Origin of the sequence: Bacillus sp. ILBB4, assembly GCF_035064545.1 — a bacterium.
Classification (GTDB): domain Bacteria; phylum Bacillota; class Bacilli; order Bacillales; family Bacillaceae_H; genus Priestia.
In genome coordinates, this window is record NZ_JAIQVD010000020.1 from 24,975 (window position 1) to 32,282 (window position 7,308).

Genomic DNA, 7,308 nt, shown 5'->3' on the forward strand with positions numbered 1-7,308 from the left:
CCACAAGTAAAATGTGGTCGTTAGATTAATACTGTACTGTTGAAGGATATAGAGCTAAAGTCATTATGGTCAAATCTTTATATATTATTTAGATATAGATTCTTTTAAAGCTATTTTCAAAAATTCTATATATACCAGAATCTCTTCTGGGAAGGAGACATCATTACGTTTTACCAAGCCTACTTGAATTAAATTATCTTCCTTCAAGGGAATTGAAATAATATTCGAACTGATATAATTAGAGCCAACCCATCCTGTTCCTAAATTATATCCATTTGTATTCGATAGTAAGTTCATCATGCTTCCTCTATCCTTAAGGTATACTACTTTTGCAATACCTGACATATCGATAGATTCTTCGGCAAAATAGAGCATTAAATCATCTTTTTGATAGGTTAAAGAAGGATAGTCGTGTAATTGCTCCAAGGTAATGGATTTTAGATGAGCTAAAGGATGCTCCTTCCGGAGATAAACGTGTTGAGTTAAAGTAGCAAGAGGAATAAAAGTTAGTGATTTCGATGCAAAATAGCGCTCAAAAAAAGAGCGATTTAGATCAGTCAAAGATAAAATTCCAAGAATACTTTTACTTTTGTAAACATCGTCAATTACATCAGTTGTCTTTCCTTCTCGAATCGTCAGTTCATATTTCCGTTCAGCAAAGTAATCCATTAAGTTCGCAAAAGCCTCTATAGCAAAACCATAGTGTTGAGAAGAAATAGAGAACTTTGTTAAGTCTGCTTTCTTTTCTTTATTAAAATGATAAATTACGGACTCCATTTGTTCTAAAAACATTTTAGCGTAAAACAATAATTCTGTACCATCTTTGGTAAAGACAACACCCTTATTTGTTCTATCTAAAATAGTAATTCCTAGTTCTCTTTCCAGATCTCTCACGGCCTTGCTAATACTTGGTTGAGTCACATAAAGTGCAGACGCAGCTTTACTCATAGAATTGTGCTTAGCAATCTCCACTATATATCGGAATTGTTGAAGTGTCATATCTATACCTTCCTTTTTTAATGAACAGATGTTTTGTTATAACTTTATTCTATAGCACGTAGTTAAAAAGTTCAATTTTACGTTTTAAATGACGCGCTTTAAAATAGATGTAGATAAACTTTGTATTGAAAGGAAGGAAAAGATGATAAGGGAAGCAACTAAAGAAGATTTAATGGACATCCTAGATATATATAATGATGCAATTCTTAATACTACAGTTGTATATACTTATAAACCTGAAACTCTTGAAGACAGAGCTGTTTGGTATAACCAAAAGCTAGATCAAGGTTATCCAATATTAGTATGTGAACAAGACAACAGAGTAGTTGGATTTGCTTCATTTGGTCCTTTTAGGGCATGGCCTGCCTATAAATATTCAATAGAACACTCTATATATGTAAATAGGAAATATAGAAGAAGAGGAATTGGAGCTTCTTTACTAAAAGAATTGATTACAATTGCAACTGAAAAAGGGTATATGACGTTAATTGGTGGAATTGAAGCAACAAATGAAAAAAGCATTATAATGCATAAGAATTTTGGTTTCACTCATTCAGGAACAATAGAGAAAGCAGGATTCAAATTCAATCAATGGCTTGATTTAGCATTTTATCAGTTATTACTTAATGGACCTGAAAACCCTATAGAAGGTTAAAAAACATACTAACTACAAAGGAAGAATTAACAACCATGAAAAAAATAAGTTTAATTGTAACAGCATTATTCATATTAATTTTGGCTGCTTGTGGAAACAAAACTGAAGAAGACAATAAAACAATTGTAATTGGGGCTGCTAATGTACCACATGCTGAAATTTTAGAAAAAGCAAAACCATTATTAAAAAAACAAGGAATCGATTTGAAAATCAAGGTATTCCAGGATATCGTGATGCCGAATAAAGCATTGGCGGATAAGGAAATCGATGCAAATTATTTTCAACACGTACCATACCTTGAGAGTGAGAATAAAGAAAAAGGATATGACTTGGTAAATGCAGGTGCCGTTCATATTGAACCATTTGGAATTTATTCTAAAAACTATAAAAAGGTTTCAGATATCAAGAAAAATGCTACTATTCAAATTAGCAGTAATTCTGCAGACCAGGGAAGAATCTTAATGCTATTAGAAAAAGAAAATTTAATTACTTTTAAAAAGGGCGTAAATAAAGTTACAGCGTCTATCAAGGACATTGATAAAAACCCAAAAAATATTACATTTAAATCTCCTATTGACCCTGGGCTGTTACCTAAAGCTTATGAAAATAACGAAGCTGATCTTTTTGCAATTAATACTAATTATGCTTTAGATTCTGGTTTAACTCCTAATAAAGATGCTTTAATCTTAGAAGGATCTAAATCTCCTTATGTTAACATTGTTGCTGTTAGAAAAGGGGATGAGAATTCGAATAAGATTAAAAAGTTAATGAGTGTATTACATTCTAAAGAAATTCAAGAATTTATTACAGATAAATATAAAGGCGCCGTCCTACCTGTTACTAAGTAAATGAATTTAACCTATCATTAGGTAGCAACTTTTGGCCAATATGTACAACAGAAAAAACACTCACTGAAATTAGTGCAGTGTTCTTTCCTGTTTCTATGTTAGATATACTGTCCCCCTTTCCTAAGTTGAGTGAAAATATAGAAGCGTATTTAATATATTATATTTCTAAAGATAAACCTCTAAACTATACGTACATCACTTATGACTATTCAGCTCTCTATTATCGAATATAATTAACGTTGACGTTAAAGTTAAATGTGTTTATGATTAGTTAATGTAAAAACATATATACCAATCACTCGTTGCCAAACCCGTAGCTTTAACGAAGCAATGGAAAATATGCAAAGGTGAAGTACTGGATAACCTTGTAGCATGTAGTGGAATAGCAAATAAACTCGATTTTTGTAACAATACCTGGCATGATTTTCTGGTTTAAACACGATTCATTCATTAAAGATTTCGAAGAGAAAAGAAATATCGATGAGGTGTGAAAAATGATTAATCTATATACGACAACAAGCTGTACTTCTTGCCGAAAAGCAAAGGCTTGGTTTGAGGAAAATCAAATTGATTATATTGAGAGAAATATATCCCATGATCCCCTTGAGGAAGATGAAATCAAGAGCATTCTTAGCATGACAGAAGAGGGTACAGATGAAATCATTTCTACAAGGTCAAAAACACTTCAAAAATTAAATATAGAGATAGATACACTCTCGTTACAGGAGCTATATAAATTGTTAAGGACCCATCCTACTATACTCAAACGACCCATTATACAAGATGAGAACATGTTACAAATTGGATATAAGGAGGAGGAGATACGAGTTTTTATTCCTCGGAGACTTCGTACCTTCACTCTTATAGAACAGCCAGCAGTAGGTAATCATTAGAAGGTAATAGAAAAGTGAACAGTTGATGCCTTAACTTATAAAGTAGATTGTAATAAGAAGCATTGGCAGTGTAGTAGTACATATATTTCAGATTCTAAAAAATGAGTAAACACAACTACATCTAGATAAAAAGGAGAAGGATAAAAACCCTTCTCCTTTTACTATATAATCCTCTATACTTAGATACTCTTCTTCATGCTGCATTCCCGACATTCACGTAAGAATACGCCAGCCTTTACAGAACTTTTGAAGTAAGATGAATTGCAGTTGTCGCATCAATAAACAGCTCATCAATACTATAGGCATGAAAATCCTCAGGAGCCACATACTGTAACACCAAGCCTGAAATATAGGTCGAAGCCTTGATGTATCTCTCCATGGATGGATTCACCACATGGATATCTTTCCTTTTAGGAATGTCGAAAAGACGACTTCCTGTTTTGACCCCCTCTTTCTTTAATAAAGGTGTAGCAGCTAATACAACGGATCCCGACCGTTTGATATCTCCTACCACCGCCAGCTTTGTTTTCAACGGATTTAATCCTCTTATGACAGAAGAAACGGACGCATAGAACGCCTTCATGTCGATACATATAATGATTCGGTTTGGTAACTGCTCATCCTCCATTGAAAATGCTCCTCAAATAAAAGAACGTTTGTTCCGTATATTATATACGAACAAACGTTCTTTTTCCAATGGAATATCATACTTTTTCCCGATTATTGCTATGACTTATATGAGGTCTATCCAAGTATTAGCTTTAAACCTAAGATAGGAAGTCACCTCTTTAATATGTAATATTTCATGAAGTACAGAGTATTTACAAAAGGCTCAAAATATTGGTAAATCAACATTTTATAAAAATTTGTACAAAAGGTAAATTTTTGATGTCACGCTATTCTTTATGGTAAAAGGGTGGAAACCTTTGTTTAATTTCTGAATCGAGCTTATGTCAACTAGGGTTGTATATCATATACAAATAAAAAGTTAATTTTTTCTAAAAGAGGATGTATTTTTAATTAATTATAGAAATATCTAAATTGGAAAATATTATCTGTAGGGAGTTGGGTACGCATGTTTAAAATTAAAAAATTAATCTTACCTGTAATTGTGGAGCATGATAACCCAGTTAATACACTTTTGCACACTTGCGCTATTCTTGTGTTAACTATCAGTTACGCCATTATAAAGTTTTCATCAAAACAAAAAGAGAAACTATAATTACGTCTTTTTAAAAATAGGATATCTTTTTGTTGTGCATTTTTGTGGAGAATACCAGTACGAAGGCTTTCAAAGGGATCTATACATTTATATACATAAGTCACTTCCGAAAATTCACATTACGTTAACCCGCATAGTATGGAAGGACTCATTGAAACTACACCAACTTGTCTTTATTGTAGGAGTGTTGTTCATCCCTCTATTATAAAGAATGATTTGATTTATTGTGATCTCTGCAATTGTTTATGGATGGGCTATTTAATTTTGTTTCTAAACGTTATATGAGGCCCCGCGTATATTTCTCCCTATTATCTACAATACACGATCTAAATGAAAAATCTCGACATTTTACCATGTCGAGATTTTTATTAGGCGACGATTTCTATATAGTCTTTTTTTACAGCATCCCATTGGAATCTTCCTTCTTCTACAACAAGATGAGCCTCAGGATCCCAAGGGAAATATTGTTTAGCCATATCTAAACGTAAATGTTCAATACTCGCCGGAGGAAGCTCCCTGTCTCGTTTATTTAGTCCGATAAAATAAATCCCACCTTGCGCTAATACATCTGGATGTAAATAAACAAAAACCGGCTGAAGTTCTGTTTTTTCCATTCTTACCACTCCTTTCAAGTACTTTTTAATAACTTAGTGTAATAATTAATTAGAATATCTACTTTTTCATGCTATTGATTTAATATTAATTTCTCTTATATTTATTTTCAGTGGAGGATTCATTTTTAGTTTTCTTCTTATTTCTTTCATCTTGCTTTTCTATCTTTAACTCTTCAGTTGGTATTGGATCAACTATCTCTTCAGTTTTGAATTGATCAAATAGAGTTTTATTCTCCGTAGGATATTGCTCAGCATGATCCCTTCTTTTGGTCTCTTGAGGATGGGGGGATTTCTTTCTTGACTCCGTCATTTTAATACCTCCCTGTTCCGACCATATAAATCCATATACATCTCCTCCTATAGGTGGAATAGTTTCTTTACTTTTATCCTAACGAAGATGATCTCAAACCTATACTTATAGAATTTTTGATTCGATTATAAAGATAAATAAAATGAGAGAAGAGACCTTAAACAAGAAAAAAACACCATGATTAATTGGTTTTTGCAAAAAAACATTTGAGTTTAAATTAGATATAATCACGAGATAATCTACAAGTTAAATTGAACGATCTGCTTTTTAAATTTAATAGATAGCCTTCAAGCTTACAACTGATACCTAAAAATACAAGTTTATTAAGCTATCACATAGGGAAAATGGTTTCAAAATTAAAATAAAAATAGAGAGGGGTAAGTAGAATGCGACAAAAAACACTTATTTCTGGTCTTGCTATTTCAACAGTAAGCGTAGGGATTACAACTTATTTATTGAAGGATAAATCAAACTTAGATAAGGTAAAAGGGTTTGTTCGAAGTGTAAAAAAAGCTATTTCATATGAATCATCGACCAAAAAATTGGCCTCATTTCCCATACACAAAGCAGGTCATCCAGACCCTCTGGACATTGAAGATAATAAAATGGTCTCAGAAGGATCTATGTTCCCTGTGCAATATTATAATGAAAAGAAACAATGAATTATCAGTTCATATTATTGACGATGTTAATACAATTGTAAAACACTTCAGTTGTATCTTGGACAGATATTGCTTTCATCATAATCATATGTACTATTTCAGAGCCAACAAACATATTCATGGGCCTCATACCTTAGTCTAGAATATCTAAAGCGTAGTTAAGATGTTCTAAGAAGGTAGCAAGTTATTCATATTATAAACTTCCATTAAATAGCCTATGATTAAGGAGGTTTTTTAATGAAGAAAATAAGAGTGGTAAAGGACGGCTATGAAGTAAAAGAGGCTATTGAACAATTTTTAAGCCTAGGATTCAGAAAAGATAATATCTACTTATTAGCCCATGAAAAAGATCGTACTGAAGAATTGATAAGTGCGTTAAATACAAACGATATTGGGGTATCCGAATTAAGGGATAACAATCCAATAGCAAATTCATTTCATTTTTACAAAGATGAACTACACTCTAAGCTTTACTCTTTAGGATTATCAGATGAGGAAGTTCAACACTATTTAAAAGAATTAAATTGGGGCCGTATACTAGTTTTTGCATTAAAAACAGATGATTTTACTACTAACGAATAATATCAGTAAAAAAGCTATACAAACTCTCTATAATTAACAGGTAAAGAGAGTTTGTATAGCTTTTTTAGAATTATATACTTTTCTAATAATAGAACAAACCATATATATAGACATCAACATACCAATAAGTACGACAAATCTATAAATAAGGCAATATAGGACAACCTTAAGTATGCTTATAAAAGGCTGCATACTTCACAATAGAGACCCCTGAAAGTCCCTTGAGACGCACAAAAGATTTTTTTCTGCTTGGTTCCTTTAAAGTACATAATGTAAACTTAGATAAACGAGGCTAAAACATTTATATTTACATATTCAATGAAAATTGGGTAAAATATATATCATTTTCTGCTTAAAAGTTGTACCATTCAGTATCCTTAGAAGGGGTTATATATATTATGAAAAATTCAAAAGTAAGTTTACAAGTAGATTCAAATGAATTTATATGGGATAAAAATGAAGGTTTGTTTACCTTCGATGGGGCTTCTGCCTTATTATTTTGGGACTCCGCGATTGAACTCTT

Annotated in this window: 8 protein-coding genes and 2 pseudogenes; 5 read left to right on the forward strand and 5 right to left on the reverse strand. The window is 32.0% G+C overall.

Annotated elements, in window-relative coordinates; genetic code table 11:
- Window positions 1–84: 84 nt before the first annotated feature.
- Window positions 85–999 (reverse strand): LysR family transcriptional regulator, encoded by a 915-nt coding sequence (locus tag LAV82_RS30260; RefSeq protein WP_029325522.1) that lies wholly within the window; start codon window positions 997–999, stop codon window positions 85–87.
- Between the two features lie 142 nt (window positions 1,000–1,141).
- Here LAV82_RS30260 and LAV82_RS30265 point away from each other — a divergent pair, with 142 nt between their 5' ends.
- The 3 genes from LAV82_RS30265 to spxA all read left to right on the forward strand — a co-directional run bounded on the left by LAV82_RS30265 (window position 1,142) and on the right by spxA (window position 3,395).
- On the forward strand, window positions 1,142–1,654 hold the full coding sequence (locus LAV82_RS30265) for a GNAT family N-acetyltransferase (RefSeq protein WP_097812831.1): 513 nt from the start codon (window positions 1,142–1,144) through the stop codon (window positions 1,652–1,654).
- A gap of 35 nt (window positions 1,655–1,689) precedes the next feature.
- Entirely contained in the window at window positions 1,690–2,502 is an 813-nt protein-coding gene (locus LAV82_RS30270) for a MetQ/NlpA family ABC transporter substrate-binding protein (protein ID WP_499717559.1), read from the forward strand.
- A gap of 494 nt (window positions 2,503–2,996) precedes the next feature.
- Window positions 2,997–3,395 carry a transcriptional regulator SpxA gene (spxA, locus tag LAV82_RS30275; RefSeq protein ID WP_211079993.1) on the forward strand — a complete coding sequence of 133 codons (399 nt, stop codon included), beginning with the start codon at window positions 2,997–2,999 and terminating at the stop codon, window positions 3,393–3,395.
- A gap of 179 nt (window positions 3,396–3,574) precedes the next feature.
- On the opposite strand, the pseudogene LAV82_RS30280 reads toward spxA, so the two are convergent.
- From LAV82_RS30280 to LAV82_RS30295, 4 genes and pseudogenes are all read right to left on the reverse strand, one after another.
- Window positions 3,575–3,670: pseudogene (locus tag LAV82_RS30280) on the reverse strand (DUF8096 family protein); the annotation flags it as partial.
- Window positions 3,649–4,023: pseudogene (locus tag LAV82_RS30285) on the reverse strand (Y-family DNA polymerase); the annotation flags it as partial. The pseudogenes LAV82_RS30285 and LAV82_RS30280, both read right to left, overlap by 22 nt.
- A gap of 962 nt (window positions 4,024–4,985) precedes the next feature.
- A complete protein-coding gene (locus LAV82_RS30290; RefSeq protein ID WP_211079992.1) occupies window positions 4,986–5,231 on the reverse strand; it encodes a hypothetical protein in 246 nt (81 codons plus the stop codon).
- A gap of 85 nt (window positions 5,232–5,316) precedes the next feature.
- The gene (locus LAV82_RS30295; RefSeq protein WP_211079991.1) at window positions 5,317–5,541 is read right to left on the reverse strand and encodes a YczO family protein; all 225 of its coding nucleotides are present in this window, start codon (window positions 5,539–5,541) and stop codon (window positions 5,317–5,319) included.
- Window positions 5,542–5,927: 386 nt separating this feature from the next.
- On the opposite strand from LAV82_RS30295, the gene LAV82_RS30300 reads away from it, so the two are divergent.
- Together LAV82_RS30300 and LAV82_RS30305 are read left to right on the forward strand one after the other, a co-directional pair.
- Complete coding sequence (locus LAV82_RS30300) at window positions 5,928–6,203, forward strand: YbyB family protein (RefSeq protein ID WP_192998775.1); 276 nt, start codon at window positions 5,928–5,930, stop codon at window positions 6,201–6,203.
- A gap of 237 nt (window positions 6,204–6,440) precedes the next feature.
- Window positions 6,441–6,785, forward strand: coding sequence for a YflT domain-containing protein (locus LAV82_RS30305; protein ID WP_192998774.1), 345 nt, complete (start codon window positions 6,441–6,443; stop codon window positions 6,783–6,785).
- Window positions 6,786–7,308 lie beyond the last annotated feature (523 nt).